The following is a 15328-nucleotide window of genomic DNA, read 5'->3' as shown; positions in this document are numbered from 1 at the left end:
CCTCATCTGTTGGCTTTCGTCGGAGCGGCAGTGCTCGCACTGCCGACCTGGGCCGTCTCCGCTCCGGCTGACCCGGCCGCGACCGCGGCGCCCGGATCGATCGGGTCCACCGCGCAGACCGGCAAGAAGCCGATGCCGGAACTGCCGAGCCCCTATACGCCGAACTACACCCGGGGCGCCGTGCCGCCGCAGGGCGGTCAGCCGCCGGATCTCGCCTACGGCGCCTACCAGAAGGGCCAGTACGTCACGGCCTTCCGCGAGGCGACGAAGCGCATCGAGGCGAATCCGAAGGATGCCGCCGCCATGACGCTTCTCGGGGAGCTGTACAACCAGGGCCTCGGCGTGAAGCAGGACCCGGTGAAGGCCGCCGACTGGTATCGTCTGGCCGCCGCACAGAACGACCCGTCCGCCATGGCATCCCTCGGGCTCATGGCGCTCGACGGACGCGGTATGCCGAAAGATCCGAAGGCCGGGCGCCGATGGCTGGAACAGGCCACGTCCCAAGGCTCGCCGACCGCCGCCTACAATCTCGGCCTGATCCTGATCGGCACCGGGGCCACGGCCGACGAGGCGGCGGCCGCCGCGCAGTTCCGCAAGGCGGCCGATGCGGAGATCGGCCCCGCGCAGCACGATCTGGGCGTTCTCTACCTGCAGGGGCGCGGGGTGCCGAAGGATCCGTCCAAGGCGGCGGAGTTGTTCCGGCGCGGCGCCGACAATGGCGATCTCGCCAGTGAGGTCGAGTACGCGATCCTTCTGTTCAACGGCACCGGCGTCACCAAGGACGAGCGGGCGGCCGCCCGCTATTTCCTGCACGCGGCCTCGCGCGGCAACGCCATCGCGCAGAACCGCGTCGCGCGCCTCTACGCGGTCGGCCGTGGCGTCGCCAAGAATCCCGTGGAGGCTGCGGCCTGGAACCTTGCCGCTGCCGGACAGGGCCTGTCCGACGCGTGGCTGGATCAGACGCTGTCCGGCCTTTCCGCCGACGAACGCTCGCGCGCCGAGCGCCTCGCCAATGAGCGGATCGAGCAGCGCTGAGCGCTACCCCTCGGCCTTGGACCAGTCGACGCCGGCCTCAAGATGCGGCAGCAGGACGACGCTCTCCTGCTCGTTGGGATCCGTCCGGGCGATCACGGCGGTGACGGGCTCCGTCTGGCTGCGGTTGTAAGGCAGGTGCGGCACGTCGGCGGCGATATAGACGAACTCGCCGGCCCCCGCGATCGCGTGATGCTCCAGCCGTTCGCCCCAGAAACAGCCTGACACGCCCGACAGCACGTAGATCGCCGTCTCGTGCGATTCGTGCTTGTGCGCATGGGCACGCTCCCCGGGCGGTATCTCCAGAAGCTGCATGTGCAGCCCCTTCGAGCCCACGGCTTCGGCGGAAACCGCCGGCCGGTAGATGTGCCCCTGCTTGCCGCGGAAGGGCGCACTCTCGCGCACCACCCGGAAACCCTGCTCCCCTTGACCGGACACGGAACTCATGGACCTTCCTCCACTCTGAAGGCGGGATCGACCGGGATCTGCATGCCGTTCACCAGCGCGTTGGTCTGGTTGGCCATGCCGACCACCGCCAGGAACTCGCCGTGCTGCGCGTCCGTCAAGCCCTTGGCCCGCGCAGCGGCGGTGTGGGAATGGATGCAGTACGGACATCCATTGGCGATCGAGACCGCGATGTAGACCAGCTCTTTGGTCAGGGGATCGAGTGTTCCCGGTCCCATGACGGTCTTCAGGACGGACCAGGTCCGTTCGAGCAGTGCCGGATCGTTGGCGAGGCCCCGCCAGAAATTGTTGATGAAGTCGGAGCCGCGGGTCGCCCGGATGTCGGCGAACACGGCGCCGATGCGCGGGTCGGTTTCGGCCTCGGCATCGGACCAGAGTTTGACGGTGGCCATCGTGCGCCCTCCCCGCGAAGCTCGACCTCAGAGTTTGCAGGCCCCTTCGAGGGCCCGGTTCTCCGCGTCGGAGAACAGGCGCGAGCGAATATGGAAGCGCTTCTCGCGACCATTCTCGAGCGAGAACATGCCGCCGCGCCCCGGCACCACATCGAGGAGCAGGTGGGTGTGCTTCCAGACCTCGAATTGCGACCGGCTGATGAAGAACTCGGCGCCGCCGACGGTGCCGAGTCGGACGTCCCCGTCGCTCACCAGGAAATCACCGACGGGGTAGCACATGGGCGAGGAGCCGTCGCAGCAGCCGCCGGACTGATGGAACATGACCGGGCCGTACTCGCTCCGCAGCTCGTCGATGAGGGCGAGAGCCGCCGGGGTGGCGGTCACCCGCAGGGGTGTTCCGTCGGCGCCGGCGTGCTCGGCGACGTTGGCGTCCAAGGTCCGATCCGAATTCATGCCATCCTCCCCAGTCGATGTTGAAATATGCGCGGTTGCCGGCGGGTTTCCACCGCAACGCGAGCGAATGCGGGTCCCGAAACGTCGCGATGCGCGTTGTGTCGACGGAGGGCGGCGGTTGCCGCCCGACGCCTCGGGAGCGCCCGTCATGTCAGTTCTCAGAAAAGCCGCCTGCGTCGTCCTTGCCCTGACCGGTCTCGCCGGTCCCGCCGCAGCCGAACCGCTGTCGCTCCGCGTCCAGCCCCGCGAACAGCCGCTGTTCGTCCAGCATGCGTGGCGCGTCGCGGGGAATCCCAACGTCACGCCCGACAATCCCATGGGTGTCGTCGGCTGGGACGGTCCGCCGGACGACGTGCCCAGCGTCAGCGGCGATGCCGGCCCGATGGCTCCGGGCTCGATCGTCAACGCCCCCTTCGAGGGCTACGGCTACGGCCTCTACTGAGCGCGGTGTTGCGAGATCGAAAAAGCCCCGGCCGTGAGGCCGGGGCTGAAGTTGTCTCGGGGGATTAACCCGGGAAGAAGCTCAGAAGAATCCGAGCTTCTTGGCCGAGTAGCTGACCAGCATGTTCTTGGTCTGCTGGTAGTGATCGAGCATCATCTTGTGGGTCTCACGGCCGATGCCGGACTGCTTGTAGCCGCCGAAGGCCGCGTGAGCCGGGTAGGCGTGGTAGCAGTTCGTCCAGACGCGGCCGGCCTGGATCGCCCGGCCGAAGCGATAGGCGCGGGTGCCGTCGCGGGTCCAGACGCCGGCGCCGAGGCCGTAGAGCGTGTCGTTGGCGATCGCGAGCGCCTCGGCATCGTCCTTGAAGGTCGTGACCGACAGGACCGGGCCGAAGATCTCCTCCTGAAAGATCCGCATCTTGTTGTGGCCGCGAAACACCGTCGGCTTCACGTAGTAGCCCTCGGCGAACTCGCCCTCCTTGACGTTGCGCTCGCCGCCGGTGAGCAGCTGGGCGCCCTCCTGCTTGCCGATGTCGATGTAGCTGAGGATCTTCTCCATCTGCTCGCCCGAAGCCTGGGCGCCGATCATCGTGGCCGGATCGAGGGGCGAGCCCTGCGTGATCGCCTCGACGCGCTTCACCGCCCGCTCCATGAAGCGGTCGTAGATCGACTCATGCACGAGCGCGCGGCTCGGGCAGGTGCAGACCTCGCCCTGGTTGAGGGCGAACATCGTGAAGCCTTCCAGCGCCTTGTCGAAGAAGTCGTCGTCCTCGTTCGCCACGTCGGCGAAGAAGATGTTCGGCGACTTGCCACCGAGTTCCAGCGTCACCGGGATCAGGTTCTGCGACGCATACTGCATGATGAGGCGGCCGGTGGTCGTCTCACCCGTGAAGGCGATCTTGGCGATCCGCGGCGAGGAGGCGAGCGGCTTGCCGGCCTCCAGGCCGAAGCCGTTGACGATGTTGAGCACGCCCGGCGGCAGCAAGTCGCCGATGATCTCGGCCAGCACCAGCACAGAGGCCGGGGTCTGCTCGGCGGGCTTCAAGACCACGCAATTGCCGGCGGCGAGCGCCGGGGCGAGCTTCCACACCGCCATCAGGATCGGGAAGTTCCACGGGATGATCTGGCCGACCACGCCCAGCGGCTCGTGGAAATGGTAGGCGACCGTGTCGTGATCGATCTCGGAGATCGAGCCTTCCTGCGCCCGCACGCAGCCGGCGAAGTAGCGGAAATGGTCGATGGCCAGCGGGATGTCGGCGTGGGTCGTCTCGCGGATCGGCTTGCCGTTGTCCCAGGTCTCGGCGAGGGCGAGCAGATCGAGGTTCTCCTCCATCCGGTCGGCCATCTTGAGGAGGATGCGGGCGCGCTCGGCCGGCGCCGTGCGGCCCCAGGCCTCCTTGGCGGCGTGGGCGGCGTCGAGCGCCTTCTCGACGTCCTGTGCGTCGGAGCGGGCCACCTCGCACACCACCTTTCCGGTGATCGGGGAGGTGTTCTCGAAGTAGCGGCCGGCCGCGGGGGCGACCCACTGGCCGCCGATGAAGTTCTCGTAGCGGGCCGAGAACGGCGACTTGACCTTGGCGTCGCCGAGGAATTCCGGCTTGTTCATCGCTGTGTTCCCTCCATAGGCCCCGGCCTCGCGAACCGCGGCTCTTGGGCTTAAGCTGGCGCTCGGGCGACCGATCGTCGGGGCCGCATCCGCTTCCGCTCTGTTCGCAGCCAATGGCTTTTGGCCTGCCGAATCAAGGTGGACTTTTGGCCAGTGCGCGAGTGGGCCGATCCTACGCTCTTCCGGACCTCACCGCGAGCGGACAGATATCCTCGGCGTCGGAGTGGTCCGAATCGCCTTCGAAGGCCATTCCCGCGTCCCGATGACCGTTCGAATCACCGCCGATCGAGGAAGACTCCGATGCGCCTGCTTACCTGAGCAAGGCGAGCGGAGCGGCCGCCGCCGCGAGCGGCAGCGCCGCCAGGGCCGCGTTGCGCAGCCAGGTCGGCCGATAGGCGATGAACGCCACCACGAATAAGGCGGACCCGGTCAGCGATCCGATCCACTGCACCGGGCCGAAATTCCAGCCGGCCGCCGCGATGGCCGCCGCGAACGAGAGGGCGAGCCCGCACCAGCCAGCCATCCGCAAGCTGGCGACACGCCGGTCCGGGACGCTGATCCGGTAGGCCGCCCGGTGATGCCGGTCGAGGCTGAGGGCCAGGGCGGCGAAGCCCGAGAAGCTCAGGAGAAGGCTGAGGATCAGTGCGGCCGCGGTCATGCCTCCGCCGCCCGGGACAGGCTGGGCTGGCCGTGCCGCGATTCCGCCGGCCGTCGCCGTGCCGCCAACCGGGAGCCCGCGACAAGGGCCAGACCCACAGCCGCCATCGCCGCATCGAAACCGAGGAACCGGTTCTGGCCGACGAGGACCGCATCGACCAACGGGATCGCCAGGAAGGCGCAGGCCGCCACCCCGAGGGCGATCGGCCACGCTCGCTGTCGCGGATACAGGGCTGCGGCGAGCGCCGCGGCGACCCAGGCGGCGAAGAATACGCGGACCTCCCAATCGGCCCGGGCCTCGAGCCCGTAGGGCAGCAGACGGTTGGCCAGAAAATAGGCCGCGAGTCCCACCGGCAGCCCCGCGATGGTGCCGAGGTTGAGGAATCGCACGAGCCGTAGACCGAATCGGTCGGGATCCGCGCCCTTGGGCGCCCGCGCCACGGTCCAGAGGACCAGCCCGCTCGCAACCGTGGCCGCGCCCATCACGCCGCAGAGGAAGAACACGAGACGCAACGGAGCGGACGCGAAATGCGCCTCGTGCAGCCCCGCCATCACGGCGGCCGTCCGGGTCGCAGCGCCGGCTTCGCTGACGCGCGCGAGTTCCGCGCCGGTTCCGGCCGCATAGACGATCTGCGGATGGAGATGCGCGAGCCCATGCGGCTCCTCGAAATACGCCGTCGCGGTCGCGTTGGCGTCCCCGGGAAGCGTCACCATCAGCATCTCGGGCGTCTCGCCGCCCGCCGCGCTGGCGCGCGCCACGATCTCGCCCAAGGGGAGCGGCACGCCCGGACGCCCGGCGGGGCCGGCTCCCGGCGCCGCCAATCCCGCCTCCGCATAGTACCGGAGCAGGTCGTCGCCGTAGACGGCCTTCACGCCCCAGGGCATGAGCATCGACGACAGGGTGACGAGGCCCGTGTAGACGATCATCAGGTGGAAGGGCAGCGCCAGAACGCCCATCACGTTGTGGGCGTCGAGCCAGCCGCGCTGGACGGACTTGTCCCGGCGGAAGGTGAAGAAGTCGGCGAAAATGCGCCGGTGCGTCACGATCCCGGAGATCAGCGCGATCAGCAGGATCATCGCGCAGCCCGAGACGATCCAGCGCCCCCAGATCGGCGGCAGGCTCAACTCGAAGTGAAAGCGGTAGAGGAATTCGCCGCCCCGCGTGTCGCGGACGCGTGCGGGTTCGCCCGTCAACGGATCGAGCAGCGCCTGATGGTAGGGCCCATCCAGGTTCTGCCACCAGTAGACCTCGACGACCGAAGCCTCGGCGTTCGGCAGCTTGACCGACCAGCCGGCGGCGTCCGGCATGGTTTTGCGCAGGAACACACCGGCGCGCGTTGCCGCCGCCACCGGATCCGGCGCCTCCTCGGACAGCTCGGGCCGCATCCATCGCGAGATGTCGCTGCGGTAATAGCTGGCCGTCCCGGTGACGAAGATGGCGAACAGCACCCAGCCGACCACGAGGCCGGACCACGTGTGCAGCCACGCCATGGACTGGCGGAAGCTCCGCGCGCGGCTCACAGGGCGACCCCGTGCCTGAAGCCGCCGGCCAGCCACAAGGCCACGGTCAGCAGAAGCGCCGCAGCCCCTAGGACCAGGGTGGCGCGCGCGATCGTCCGGGCGGCGAACACCCAGATCACGGCCGCCGCCATGATGCTGAAGCTCGCGAGGGTCGCGGCGGATACTGCTTCGGCCCTCGGGCCGGGGAGAATCAGCGCCAGCCAGGCGCACGCGAGTGCGGCAACGGCATAACCGCCGAACGCCGCCAGAAGCACCCGGCCGGCGACCGCCAAGCGATCGGCCAGCGTGGGCACGGCATGGGCACTCATCGCGCCCCCTCTCGCTTCCGTAAAGTCATATCGCGACCTAGCAGCGGCTGCGCCCGGCAGGCAACGCGTATGTTCCAGAACGATTCCAGTGTGAATTGAGGCGGTTAGGATGGCCCGGGTCGGGCCGAGAGATGAAAGTCCCGGCTTGCGCGGCAGCCCGTCTCAACGACCGGTCGTTCCGGGCGTTGCGGATCGGTCGGATCCGCGGATCGCGATGGCGGCATTCCGGGCACTCGGCGGCAGATCGGGGCCGGCCTCCGGCTTGGAGAGGGCCGACGATCCGGCGGTCACGGGGCGGCCTCCCTCAGGGCCGCGGTGCCCGGTGCCCCAGCCGTAGCCCGCGTTGATCCCGGCATAAAAGCCCGTGAAATCCTCAGCCCGGGCGCTGCCCGAAAGCAGGAGCAGAGCCGTCGGCAGCATCAAGCAGCGCATCGATCGTCCAGGAACGAGAAAGGCGACGGTCCCAGACAGGACCGCCGCCTCGTAGTCTTCTCAGGATCGCGGCGGCAAAGCGACCGCCGCGCGCCCTCAATCCTCGACGTTGATGCTCTGAGCCTCGCGGCCCTTCTGACCCTCGACCACGCCGAGCGTGACCTGCTGGCCTTCGGCGAGCGAATCGAGCCCGGCGCGGGACAGAGCGGAGCGGTGCACGAAGACGTCCTTACCGCCGTCGTTCACCGACACGAAGCCGAAGCCCTTGGCGGGATCGTACCACTTCACGGTGCCGCTCATCTCGACGGACGGGCCGCTGGCGAAGCGGCCACCACCGCCACCACCACCGAAACCGCCGCCGCCGCCGTAACCACCACCGCCGCCGCGGTCGCGGTCACCGTAGCCGCCGCCAGCGCCACCACCGAAGCCGCCGGTGCGCGGACGGAACTCGCGCCGGGGCGCAGGCGCCTCGGCCGTGGACGTGTCGACGCTGGTGACGCTGGTCACCTGCGGGCCCTTCTGACCCTGGGCCGTCGTGACCGTCAGCCGGGTGCCCGGCATCAGGTCATCGTGGCCTGCCGCCTCGACGGCGCGGATGTGGAGGAAGGCATCGCCCGAACCGTCGCCGAGTTCGACGAAGCCGAAGCCCTTCTCCTTGTTGAACCACTTGACCGTCGCATCGCGCTCCGGTCCGGACGCGACCGGTGCCGCGCCGCGCGCCGGACCACGGTCGAAACCGCCGCCGCCGAAACCGCCGCCGCCACCGCCGAAACCGCCGCCGCCGTATCCGCCGCTCGGGGGTGCCTGATCAGGCCATCTCGGCTCGCCACCCTCGTCGAAGCCGCGCTTCTGCGGCCCCCTGAAATCACGACCACGTCCCATCGAAAGCTCGCAAAAACCGTCCGCCGCCCTTGTCTCGAATACCGCGTGCGCGCCATCCCAGACAGCCCACGCCCCGCACTATCATTACCCCAGGTCGCGGTAACCAAGAATAACGCCCCAGTCCTGACGCAATCGGGCCTTGACCGCAAGGACCTTCTTGGCTCAGACGCGCCCGTTTCGTTACTTTCTTGCGGCAAACAACGGAGTCCGCCCCCGATCCCGGGTCGGTCCTTACTCATTCGAGGGAAGGCGTTAGCGAAACGCAAAGGCTGTCCCGCCTAGACTCGGCGCCGCGCCCCGCAGAGCCCGCCGGCCATGATCGCGACCCCGACCTTCCCCGATCTCTCGGCCCTCGTCGTCGACGAGAGTCTCTACATCCGCCGAATCGTGCGCGACATGCTGATGCGCGTCGGTATCAAGCGGGTCCTGGAAGCGCCGGACGGGGCGGAGGCGCTGGGCGTGCTGGCCGAGAGCAAACCCGATATCAGCATCATCGACTGGGACCTGTCGATCCTGTCGGGCGAGGAGTTCATCCGGCTCGCGCGGACGCCGACCACCTCTCCCTGCCCCACGATCCCGATCATCCTGATGCTGGCCCAGCCGCGCCGGAACGTGGTCGACCGTGCGGTGGCGCTCGGCGTCAACGAGATCATCGCCAAGCCGTTCTCGCCGAAGACCCTGTGGTCGCGCCTGGACGAGGTGATCAACCGGCCCCGCCCCTATTCCCAGGTGAAGAGTCTCCTGCGCCCGATCCCGCGCCGGGCCAGCGCCATGAAGGCCGTCGCCTGATCGCGACCGCGATGGGGCGTTGCAGTTCCCCGCTGAGCCTGTAGGGTCACAGATCAACAAAGGCCGAGCGCGACGCTCAAGGCCGACCCGAAGGATCGACGGCCGCGCCGATGAGGGACGAGACCGCCGCGGCCGCGCCGTCCCGAATCCAGACCGGCGCGGTGCCGCTTCAGACGCCAGCCCCCTTGCCGGGCCGTGAGCGTCGGCGCGCCGCCTACGCGGCGCTCGACCTCGGCACCAACAATTGCCGCCTGCTGGTCGCGGAGCCGACCTTCAGCGGCTTCCGGGTGATCGATGCGTTCTCACGGATCGTCCGTCTCGGCGAAGGCCTCGGCACGTCGGACCGCTTGAGCGAGGCGGCGATCGAGCGGACCGTGGAGGCCCTGCGGATCTGCAGGTCCAAGATGCAGGCGCGCGGCGTGCAGCGGGCCAAGATCATCGCCACGGAGGCCTGCCGCCTCGCGGTGAACGGGGCCGCCTTCGTGGAGCGCGTCCGCCGCGGCGTCGGCCTCGACCTCGAGATCGTCGATCGGCAGACCGAGGCCTATCTCGCGGTCACCGGCTGCGCGGCGCTGGCGGATCCGCTGGCCGAATCGGTGATCATCTTCGACATCGGCGGCGGCTCGACCGAGATCGCGTGGCTGGACGGCGCGGCGGCCAATCCGTCGACCGATCCGACGCTCAGGATCCGCGCCTGGGATTCGCTGCCCGTGGGCGTGGTGACTTTGGCCGAGCGCCACGGCGGCGCCGAGGTCACCCGCCGCATGTTCGAGGGCATGGTCGAGGAGGTGGCCGAGAAGCTGTCCGCCTTCGCCCTCCGGGCCGCTGCCGCCGCGACCGCGCCCCATTTCCACCTTCTCGGCACGTCTGGCACCGTCACGACCATCGCGGCGATGCATCTGCGGCTCGCGCGCTACGAGCGCCGGCGGGTCGATGGATTGTGGATGACCGACGCCGCAGTCTCCACCGCCATCGACGACCTGCTCGACACGCGGCTGGAGCAGCGCGCCGACAACCCCTGCATCGGTCGCGACCGCGCCGATCTCGTGCTCGCGGGCTGCGCGATCCTCGAGGCGATCCGCCGGGCGTTCCCCTCGGAGCGCCTGCGCATCGCCGATCGCGGCCTGCGCGAAGGATTGCTGATGAACATGATGCGGGAGGACGGGGTCTGGAACCGGAAGGCTGTCCGATGAGGGCCCCACGATGAGCGACCGTCGCGGCGGCGCGAGCTCCGGCGGCGGGGTCCGGGGCGACCTGAAGCAGCGGGTGAAGACCGGGCGTGGACGGACCCTGTCGCAGAAGCGCTGGCTGGAGCGCCAGCTCAACGATCCCTATGTGGCGCGGGCCAAGCGCGAGGGCTATCGCTCGCGGGCGGCCTATAAGCTGCTGGAGATCGACGAGCGCTACAAGCTGCTCCGGCCCGGCCAGAAGATCGTCGACCTCGGCGCGGCTCCCGGGGGCTGGTCGCAGGTGGCCGCCCGGGTGGTCGGACCGTCGGGCCGGATCGTGGGCATCGATCTCCTGGAGATCGAGCCTATGGCCGGGGTCGAGTTCATCACCCTGGATTTCCTGGATCCCGAGGCGCCGGCGCGGCTGACCGGCATGCTCGGCGGCCCGGCCGACCTCGTGATGTCCGACATGGCCGCCAACGCCACCGGCCACAAGAAGACCGACCATCTCCGCATCATCGGCCTCGCCGAGACGGCGGCGGAATTTGCCCGGGAGATCCTTGGGCCGGGCGGCGCCTACTTGGCCAAGGTGCTTCAGGGCGGGACCGAGGGCGCCCTGCTCACCGACCTGAAGCGCGACTTCGCCACGGTCCGCCACGTGAAGCCCGCCGCCAGCCGGGCCGATTCCAGCGAGCTCTACGTCCTCGCGACCGGCTATCGCGGCACCTCGGCGCATACCGCGCCCTCCGACGCGGAGTGAGCCAGCCGGCGGTGCTGGTCGCCTGGGCCCTGTCGGTCGTCAATCCAGCGCCGCGGCCCCTGTGCAGGCTTGGCTATGTCCGGCAGAGCGGCCTGCTTCACGCGCGGTAGCGCCGCTGCCGGGCGGTCTGGGCACCGCATCTCGCGCAGGCGCGGGGCACGATCGCGGCGGCGGCCGAGGGAACGGGGCATTGCCGACATGCGGTCGTGCTCGGCTCCGGCCTGCTCGACGACGTGCCGCTGGACGATCTCGCCCGCCTGTTTGATCGGATCGGCCTCGTGGATGCCGTGCATCCCTGGCCGGCCCGGCTCGCCGCCCGCCGATACCCGAACGTGGCGCTGGTGACCGCCGAGATCAGTGCAGGCCTCGCCGGGTCCTGGGCGGATCTCTGCACGAGCGCCGACCTGATCGTTTCGGCAAACCTGCTGTCGCAGCTTCCGATCGTCCCGATCGAGGCCCACGAGGCCCGGGGCCGCGCGGCCCCGTCCCTTCTCAGGGCACATCTGGTCGAGACCCACCTCAAAGCCCTGGACACCCTGGCAGGCCGGGTCGAGCGCGTCTGCCTGATCACCGACGCGGTGCAGCGCGCGGAGGATCGGTCGGGCCGGTTCACCGACAGCCTCGATATGCTGTTCGGGTCCGAGCTCCCGCCTACGGAAGCGGCTTGGGACTGGGAGCTCGGGCCGTTCGGCGCGAGCGGCCGGCGGCACCGTCTGATCCACCGGGTCCAGGCCTGCCCGGACTGGAAAACCGTGCCACGCTGAGCCCGTAACGACAGAGGCCGCTCCGGTTGCCCGGAACGGCCTCTCTTCAGTGCTTCCTGCAGCTTTCGCTCACTCGGTCGGCACGTCTGCCGGCGACGTGTTGGCGCTGCCCTCGTCCGCGGCGCTCTCGAAACGCGGGCGGCGGCGGCGGCGGGGCTTGGCGGCCGGAGTTTCCTCGGCCGCAGCCTCCGGCTCGGGAGCAGGCGACGGTTCAGCCGGCGGGGCGGGACGCGCAGGGGCCATCAGGAATGCCGGCAGGCCGGTCGGCTCCTCGGCCTCCACGACAGGCGCAGGCTCGCGGCGGCGCTCACGGCGGGGCGCCGTCTCGCCCTGACGTCCGGCCTCGCCGCGGGGAGCCCGCTCGGGCCGCCCCTCCGGACGCGTTTCCTGCCGGGCTTCGGACCGCGGAGCCTCGCCGCGGCCGCTCTCGTAACGCCCCTGATCGCCGCGCGTGTCCTGCCGGGCGTCTTGCCGATCATTCTGCCGAGCATCCTGGCGCGTATCCTGGCGCGTATCTTGGCGAGGATCCTGCCGGACGTCCTGGCGGTCCTGCCGGACGTCCTGGCGGTCCTGCCGGCCGTCGTGACGCTCCTGGCGATAATCCGGACGCCCGTAATCCTGACGGTCCTGCCGGTTCTCCTGCCGATAGTCCGGCCGTTGATAATCCTGGCGCTGATAGTCCTGACGCGGCTGGTCCTGACGCCGGTAATCCTGGCGCCCGCCGTTGTCGAACCGCCGTTGATCGCGGTTCTGGAACCGGTCACGGCCCTGCCGACCGTCCTGGTTTCCGTCCTGACGACCCTCGTAGGGCTGCGGCTGCTGGCCGGGATCGGCGTCATCATAGCCGCTATAGCCGTGACCGTTCTGCGATCCGCCGTTGCCCTGGGCCTCGTCGTCGCCCTCTTCCATGTCGTCATCATAGGGACGACTGGCGTAACCGGCGGTATTAGCCGGGCGATTCTGTTCCTGGGCACCGGAAACGATGCGGAAATAGTGCTCCCCGTGCTGGAAGTAGTTTTCAGCAGCAACTGGATCGCCGGCCGCCAGAGCATCCCGCGCAAGCTGCGCGTACTTGTCGGCGATGTGCTGCGCCGTGCCGCGGATTTTGACGTCGGGACCGTTGGATTCGTACGAGCGCGTCAGCGGATTCGGACCCTTCGGCCGGTTCCGGCCGCGCATCCGTCGATTCTGGTTTGGTCTCATCGGTCTGTAATGACCCTCGTTCACGCAAACGACTGTCTACGGAGGCGCCCGGGCGGATCTCCTGGCGCAGTCCGGCCAAGCGCATCCGGCGGCGCCGCGCGTGCGACCGCTCTTCGGTCCGCGCGTCTGCCTGACCATCCCTCGAAGCGGGCGCCCGGTTAAAGCCGCCGATCCTCAGTTGATTGTCAGGTTCGATTGTGTCGCACCGCCGCGCTGGCACCGGCGCGTTCTGGTTCGACGGTTAAGGGGGATCAGCGAACCAATCGGCGACCCATGGTCACCACCGACCTTACAGCCGTCCGTCTTAACGGACGGTTCGCGATCTTCAAGCCGACTCTAGCGTTCCCCGGTTGATGCAACAAGCAATTTTTCGGTGACGCGATGCTCGACCCTGACTTAGGCATCCCTGTGGCCGGATAAAAGACCCTGTGGCCGGTCGAAACTCACGACGCGGTCGCGGCCGGCGAGGTCGCGGGTCAATCCCCGATCCGGGAAGCCCGCCGCGCATGCAAGGGCCCGCACCGCCGAGGCCTGATCGTAGCCGATCTCCAGGACGAGCCTGCCGCCCGGGGCGAGCAGCCCAGCCGCACCGTCGAGGATTCTCCGGTAGGCGTCGAGACCGTCCACGCCGCCATCCAGGGCCGCCGCCGGATCGTGCATGCGGACTTCGCGGTCGAGGGTCGCGATCACGTCCTGGGCGATGTAGGGCGGATTCGAGACGACGAGGTCGAAGGTCCCGCTCAGGGCCTCGCACCAATCGCCGACGACGAAGCGGGCCCGGTCGCCGACGCCGTTGGCGACGGCATTGTCCCGGGCGACGCGCAGGGCCCCGTCCGAGCGATCGAGCCCGACCCCGCTGGCCCGGGGCAGTTCCGAGAGAAGGGCCGTCAGGATGCAGCCCGTTCCGGTGCCGAGGTCCAGGCAGCGCACCGGCGCGGTCCGGTCGGGGACCGCCGCCAGCGCGACCTCGACCAGGATTTCGGTGTCCGGGCGCGGCACCAGGGTGTCGGGACCGAGCCGGAACGGCAGCCCCCAGAACTCCCAGGCGCCCAGGATACGGGCCACCGGCTCGCCGGCGAGGCGCCGGGCGAGCGCCGCGTCGAGGGCCGCGGCTTCGTCCGCGCTGACGCGGCGCTCACCCTCGATCAGAAGGTCGCGCGTCTCAAGGCCGAGGATTCCGAGCAGGAGGAATCGGGCATCGCCTGCCGCCTCGACGACACCCGCGGCCTGCAGCCGTGCCGTGCAGGCTCGCAGCGCCTCGCGGCGCGATCTGTTCTGCATCGCGGCCGGCATCACGACATGGCTCAGGCCATACCCTCGGCGGCCAGCAGCTCGGCCTGATGCTCGGTGATCAGGGCGTCGACCACCTCGTCGAGGGCCGTCCCGGCCATCACCTCCTCGAGCTTGTAGAGGGTCAGGTTGATCCGGTGATCGGTCACCCTTCCTTGCGGGAAATTGTAGGTCCGGATCCGCTCGCTGCGATCGCCGGAGCCGACCTGGGCCTTCCGATCGGCCGCCCGGGCCGAATCCTTCGCGCTGCGCTCGGCGTCGTAGAGCCGAGCGCGCAGGAGTGCCATCGCACGGGCGCGGTTCTTGTGCTGCGACCGCTCCTCCTGGACGAACACCACGATGCCGGTCGGCAGGTGGGTGATGCGGATCGCCGATTCGGTCTTGTTGACGTGCTGGCCGCCCGCGCCCTGGGCCCGCATCGTGTCGATCTTCAGGTCCGCATCGTTGACGTGGATGTCGACCTCCTCGGCCTCCGGGAGTACCGCCACGGTGGCGGCGGAGGTGTGGATCCGCCCCTGCGTCTCGGTGTCGGGCACGCGCTGCACCCGGTGGGCGCCGCTCTCGTACTTGAGGCGGGCGAAGACGCCCCGGCCCTTCACCTCGGCCACGACCTCGCGAAAGCCGCCTACCGTGCCCTCGCTCTCGGAGATCACCTCGACCCGCCAGCCCTTCGACTCGGCGTATTTGGCGTACATCCGGAACAGGTCGCCGGCGAAGAGGGCCGCCTCGTCGCCGCCGGTCCCGGCGCGGACTTCCAGGATTGCGCTCTTCTCGTCGGCGGCGTCCTTCGGAAGGAGCAGCACCTGCAGGGCCCGGTGCGCGGCTTGGAGCGCCTCCTGCGCCTCCGGCTTCTCATCGGCGGCGAGGGCCCGCATCTCCGGATCCGTGCCTGGCTCGTCGATGAGGGCCTCGACGCCCGCGAGGTTGTCCAGGGCCGCGCGGTAGCCGCGGATCGCCGCCACGACGGGGTCGAGGTCGGACAGCTCGCGGGAGAGCTGGACCACGGTCTCCGGATCGATCTCGCCGGAGCCGAGCTGCGCGGTGACGATGTCGTGCCGCGCCAGGATGGCGTCGAGGCGCTCGGTGGGAAAGGGGATCATCGCCCGTGTTTCTGCAGGTCTGCGCGTGCCGTTCCGGGCTGGGCGCGGGTCTCGTCTCGGGGGG

17 protein-coding genes are annotated in these 15328 nt (G+C 69.5%); 6 read left to right on the top strand and 11 right to left on the bottom strand.

The genetic code is table 11. From position 1 onward, the window contains the following. Positions 1–6: 6 nt before the first annotated feature. A complete protein-coding gene (locus GGQ91_RS17130) occupies positions 7–1035 on the top strand; it encodes a tetratricopeptide repeat protein (RefSeq protein ID WP_043345239.1) in 1029 nt (342 codons plus the stop codon). Between the two features lie 3 nt (positions 1036–1038). Here the strand turns inward: GGQ91_RS17130 and GGQ91_RS17125 are convergent, their stop codons facing one another. Genes GGQ91_RS17125 through GGQ91_RS17115 form a run of 3 tightly spaced genes read right to left on the bottom strand, consistent with a single transcriptional unit; the run spans position 1039 to position 2342 of the window. After that, positions 1039–1479, bottom strand: coding sequence for a cupin domain-containing protein (locus GGQ91_RS17125; RefSeq protein ID WP_182592480.1), 441 nt, complete (start codon positions 1477–1479; stop codon positions 1039–1041). Beyond that, positions 1476–1889, bottom strand: a complete 414-nt coding sequence (locus tag GGQ91_RS17120) for a carboxymuconolactone decarboxylase family protein (RefSeq protein ID WP_043345227.1) — start codon at positions 1887–1889, stop codon at positions 1476–1478. The genes GGQ91_RS17125 and GGQ91_RS17120 overlap by 4 nt, the downstream gene beginning before the upstream one ends. A gap of 27 nt (positions 1890–1916) precedes the next feature. Then, positions 1917–2342 carry a DUF779 domain-containing protein gene (locus tag GGQ91_RS17115; protein WP_182592479.1) on the bottom strand — a complete coding sequence of 142 codons (426 nt, stop codon included), beginning with the start codon at positions 2340–2342 and terminating at the stop codon, positions 1917–1919. Between the two features lie 148 nt (positions 2343–2490). Here GGQ91_RS17115 and GGQ91_RS17110 point away from each other — a divergent pair, with 148 nt between their 5' ends. Beyond that, positions 2491–2784 carry a hypothetical protein gene (locus GGQ91_RS17110; RefSeq protein ID WP_043380252.1) on the top strand — a complete coding sequence of 98 codons (294 nt, stop codon included), beginning with the start codon at positions 2491–2493 and terminating at the stop codon, positions 2782–2784. 81 nt (positions 2785–2865) lie between these two features. On the opposite strand, the gene adh is transcribed toward GGQ91_RS17110, so the two are convergent. From adh to GGQ91_RS28415, 5 genes are all read right to left on the bottom strand, one after another. Continuing rightward, a complete protein-coding gene (gene adh / locus GGQ91_RS17105) occupies positions 2866–4389 on the bottom strand; it encodes an aldehyde dehydrogenase (protein WP_182592478.1) in 1524 nt (507 codons plus the stop codon). 310 nt (positions 4390–4699) lie between these two features. Continuing rightward, a complete protein-coding gene (locus GGQ91_RS17100) occupies positions 4700–5047 on the bottom strand; it encodes a DUF3325 domain-containing protein (protein WP_043380256.1) in 348 nt (115 codons plus the stop codon). Continuing rightward, positions 5044–6537, bottom strand: a complete 1494-nt coding sequence (locus GGQ91_RS17095) for a PepSY-associated TM helix domain-containing protein (RefSeq protein ID WP_182592477.1) — start codon at positions 6535–6537, stop codon at positions 5044–5046. Before GGQ91_RS17095 ends, GGQ91_RS17100 begins: the two co-directional genes overlap by 4 nt. A gap of 26 nt (positions 6538–6563) precedes the next feature. Next, positions 6564–6875 (bottom strand): hypothetical protein, encoded by a 312-nt coding sequence (locus tag GGQ91_RS17090; RefSeq protein WP_043345251.1) that lies wholly within the window; start codon positions 6873–6875, stop codon positions 6564–6566. Between the two features lie 528 nt (positions 6876–7403). Further along, complete coding sequence (locus GGQ91_RS28415) at positions 7404–8189, bottom strand: cold-shock protein (protein ID WP_043755040.1); 786 nt, start codon at positions 8187–8189, stop codon at positions 7404–7406. 315 nt (positions 8190–8504) lie between these two features. Between GGQ91_RS28415 and GGQ91_RS17080 the strand changes: the two genes are divergently transcribed. The 4 genes from GGQ91_RS17080 to GGQ91_RS17065 all read left to right on the top strand — a co-directional run bounded on the left by GGQ91_RS17080 (position 8505) and on the right by GGQ91_RS17065 (position 11671). After that, complete coding sequence (locus tag GGQ91_RS17080; protein WP_012317168.1) at positions 8505–8978, top strand: response regulator; 474 nt, start codon at positions 8505–8507, stop codon at positions 8976–8978. 110 nt (positions 8979–9088) lie between these two features. After that, positions 9089–10171, top strand: a complete 1083-nt coding sequence (locus GGQ91_RS17075; RefSeq protein WP_043345257.1) for a Ppx/GppA phosphatase family protein — start codon at positions 9089–9091, stop codon at positions 10169–10171. Positions 10172–10181: 10 nt separating this feature from the next. Continuing rightward, the gene (locus GGQ91_RS17070) at positions 10182–10907 is read left to right on the top strand and encodes an RlmE family RNA methyltransferase (RefSeq protein ID WP_043380271.1); all 726 of its coding nucleotides are present in this window, start codon (positions 10182–10184) and stop codon (positions 10905–10907) included. Between the two features lie 206 nt (positions 10908–11113). After that, positions 11114–11671 carry a hypothetical protein gene (locus GGQ91_RS17065; RefSeq protein ID WP_343066807.1) on the top strand — a complete coding sequence of 186 codons (558 nt, stop codon included), beginning with the start codon at positions 11114–11116 and terminating at the stop codon, positions 11669–11671. A 69-nt stretch (positions 11672–11740) separates the two neighbouring features. On the opposite strand, the gene GGQ91_RS17060 is transcribed toward GGQ91_RS17065, so the two are convergent. The 3 genes from GGQ91_RS17060 to prfA form a co-directional block, all read right to left on the bottom strand. Then, positions 11741–12850 carry a DUF4167 domain-containing protein gene (locus GGQ91_RS17060; RefSeq protein ID WP_179697878.1) on the bottom strand — a complete coding sequence of 370 codons (1110 nt, stop codon included), beginning with the start codon at positions 12848–12850 and terminating at the stop codon, positions 11741–11743. A gap of 420 nt (positions 12851–13270) precedes the next feature. Further along, entirely contained in the window at positions 13271–14155 is an 885-nt protein-coding gene (gene prmC / locus GGQ91_RS17055; protein ID WP_246410737.1) for a peptide chain release factor N(5)-glutamine methyltransferase, read from the bottom strand. Positions 14156–14178: 23 nt separating this feature from the next. After that, positions 14179–15264 (bottom strand): peptide chain release factor 1, encoded by a 1086-nt coding sequence (gene prfA, locus GGQ91_RS17050; RefSeq protein ID WP_182592475.1) that lies wholly within the window; start codon positions 15262–15264, stop codon positions 14179–14181. Between the last annotated feature and the right edge of the window lie 64 nt (positions 15265–15328).

Source organism: Methylobacterium fujisawaense (genome assembly GCF_014138435.1).
In the GTDB taxonomy this organism is placed as follows: Bacteria; Pseudomonadota; Alphaproteobacteria; order Rhizobiales; family Beijerinckiaceae; genus Methylobacterium; species Methylobacterium fujisawaense.
This window is presented reverse-complemented; position numbering and strand designations above follow the sequence as displayed.

Bases quoted from the DNA above. Each gene is read 5' to 3' on its own strand.
- prfA (WP_182592475.1), bottom strand. From the start codon at position 15,264: ATGATCCCCTTTCCCACCGAGCGCCTCGACGCCATCCTGGCGCGGCAC.
- GGQ91_RS17120 (WP_043345227.1), bottom strand. From the start codon at position 1,889: ATGGCCACCGTCAAACTCTGGTCCGATGCCGAGGCCGAAACCGACCCG.
- GGQ91_RS17060 (WP_179697878.1), bottom strand. From the start codon at position 12,850: ATGCGCGGCCGGAACCGGCCGAAGGGTCCGAATCCGCTGACGCGCTCG.
- GGQ91_RS17110 (WP_043380252.1), top strand. From the start codon at position 2,491: ATGTCAGTTCTCAGAAAAGCCGCCTGCGTCGTCCTTGCCCTGACCGGT.
- prmC (WP_246410737.1), bottom strand. From the start codon at position 14,155: ATGCAGAACAGATCGCGCCGCGAGGCGCTGCGAGCCTGCACGGCACGG.
- GGQ91_RS28415 (WP_043755040.1), bottom strand. From the start codon at position 8,189: ATGGGACGTGGTCGTGATTTCAGGGGGCCGCAGAAGCGCGGCTTCGAC.
- GGQ91_RS17075 (WP_043345257.1), top strand. From the start codon at position 9,089: ATGAGGGACGAGACCGCCGCGGCCGCGCCGTCCCGAATCCAGACCGGC.
- GGQ91_RS17090 (WP_043345251.1), bottom strand. From the start codon at position 6,875: ATGAGTGCCCATGCCGTGCCCACGCTGGCCGATCGCTTGGCGGTCGCC.
- GGQ91_RS17115 (WP_182592479.1), bottom strand. From the start codon at position 2,342: ATGAATTCGGATCGGACCTTGGACGCCAACGTCGCCGAGCACGCCGGC.
- GGQ91_RS17095 (WP_182592477.1), bottom strand. From the start codon at position 6,537: ATGGCGTGGCTGCACACGTGGTCCGGCCTCGTGGTCGGCTGGGTGCTG.
- adh (WP_182592478.1), bottom strand. From the start codon at position 4,389: ATGAACAAGCCGGAATTCCTCGGCGACGCCAAGGTCAAGTCGCCGTTC.
- GGQ91_RS17070 (WP_043380271.1), top strand. From the start codon at position 10,182: ATGAGCGACCGTCGCGGCGGCGCGAGCTCCGGCGGCGGGGTCCGGGGC.
- GGQ91_RS17100 (WP_043380256.1), bottom strand. From the start codon at position 5,047: ATGACCGCGGCCGCACTGATCCTCAGCCTTCTCCTGAGCTTCTCGGGC.
- GGQ91_RS17125 (WP_182592480.1), bottom strand. From the start codon at position 1,479: ATGAGTTCCGTGTCCGGTCAAGGGGAGCAGGGTTTCCGGGTGGTGCGC.
- GGQ91_RS17080 (WP_012317168.1), top strand. From the start codon at position 8,505: ATGATCGCGACCCCGACCTTCCCCGATCTCTCGGCCCTCGTCGTCGAC.